Below are 1,369 nucleotides of genomic sequence, written 5' to 3'. Positions count from 1 at the left end.
AAGCTTGAGCTGTGATGGGGAGGGAAATTTAGTACCGAAGTTCCTGATTTCACACTGCCAAGAAAAGCCTCTAGTAAGGTCACAGGTGCCCGTACCGCAAACCGACACAGGTAGGCGAGGAGAGAATCCTAAGGTGCTCGGGAGAACTCTTGTTAAGGAACTCGGCAAAATGACCCCGTAACTTCGGGAGAAGGGGTGCTTCTTTTGCGAGAAGCCGCAGTGAAAAGGCCCAAGCGACTGTTTAGCAAAAACACAGGTCTCTGCGAAGCCGTAAGGCGAAGTATAGGGGCTGACACCTGCCCGGTGCTGGAAGGTTAAGGGGAAATGTTAGCGCAAGCGAAGCTTTGAACCGAAGCCCCAGTAAACGGCGGCCGTAACTATAACGGTCCTAAGGTAGCGAAATTCCTTGTCGGGTAAGTTCCGACCCGCACGAAAGGTGCAACGACTTGGGCACTGTCTCAACAAGAGACCCGGTGAAATTATACTATGCGTGAAGATGCGCATTACCCGCGACAGGACGGAAAGACCCCGTGGAGCTTTACTGTAGCCTGATATTGAATGTTGGTACAGCTTGTACAGGATAGGTAGGAGCCTTGGAAGCCGGAGCGCTAGCTTCGGTGGAGGCATCGGTGGGATACTACCCTGGCTGTATTGACCTTCTAACCCACACCCGTGATCCGGGTGGGAGACAGTGTCAGGTGGGCAGTTTGACTGGGGCGGTCGCCTCCCAAAGAGTAACGGAGGCGCCCAAAGGTTCCCTCAGAATGGTTGGAAATCATTCGTAGAGTGTAAAGGCAGAAGGGAGCTTGACTGCGAGACCTACAAGTCGAGCAGGGACGAAAGTCGGGCTTAGTGATCCGGTGGTTCCGCATGGAAGGGCCATCGCTCAACGGATAAAAGCTACCCCGGGGATAACAGGCTTATCTCCCCCAAGAGTCCACATCGACGGGGAGGTTTGGCACCTCGATGTCGGCTCATCGCATCCTGGGGCTGTAGTCGGTCCCAAGGGTTGGGCTGTTCGCCCATTAAAGCGGTACGCGAGCTGGGTTCAGAACGTCGTGAGACAGTTCGGTCCCTATCCGTCGTGGGCGTAGGAAATTTGAGAGGAGCTGTCCTTAGTACGAGAGGACCGGGATGGACACACCTCTGGTGCACCAGTTGTTCCACCAGGAGCATAGCTGGGTAGCTACGTGTGGAAGGGATAAGTGCTGAAAGCATCTAAGCATGAAGCCCCCCTCAAGATGAGATTTCCCATCACTTCAAGTGAGTAAGATCCCTCAGAGACGATGAGGTTGATAGGTCCGAGGTGGAAGCGTGGTGACACGTGCAGCTGACGGATACTAATCGATCGAGGACTTAACTATAAATA

At 53.8% G+C, this 1,369-nt stretch carries 1 rRNA gene; it reads left to right on the top strand.

Features of this window, described 5'->3' with window-relative positions:
- Positions 1-1,364, top strand: a 23S ribosomal RNA gene (locus RZN25_18420); the annotation flags it as partial.
- Positions 1,365-1,369 lie beyond the last annotated feature (5 nt).

It is taken from the genome of Bacillaceae bacterium S4-13-56 (genome assembly GCA_040191315.1).
Taxonomy (GTDB): Bacteria; Bacillota; Bacilli; order Bacillales; family JAWJLM01; genus JAWJLM01.
This window is presented reverse-complemented; position numbering and strand designations above follow the sequence as displayed.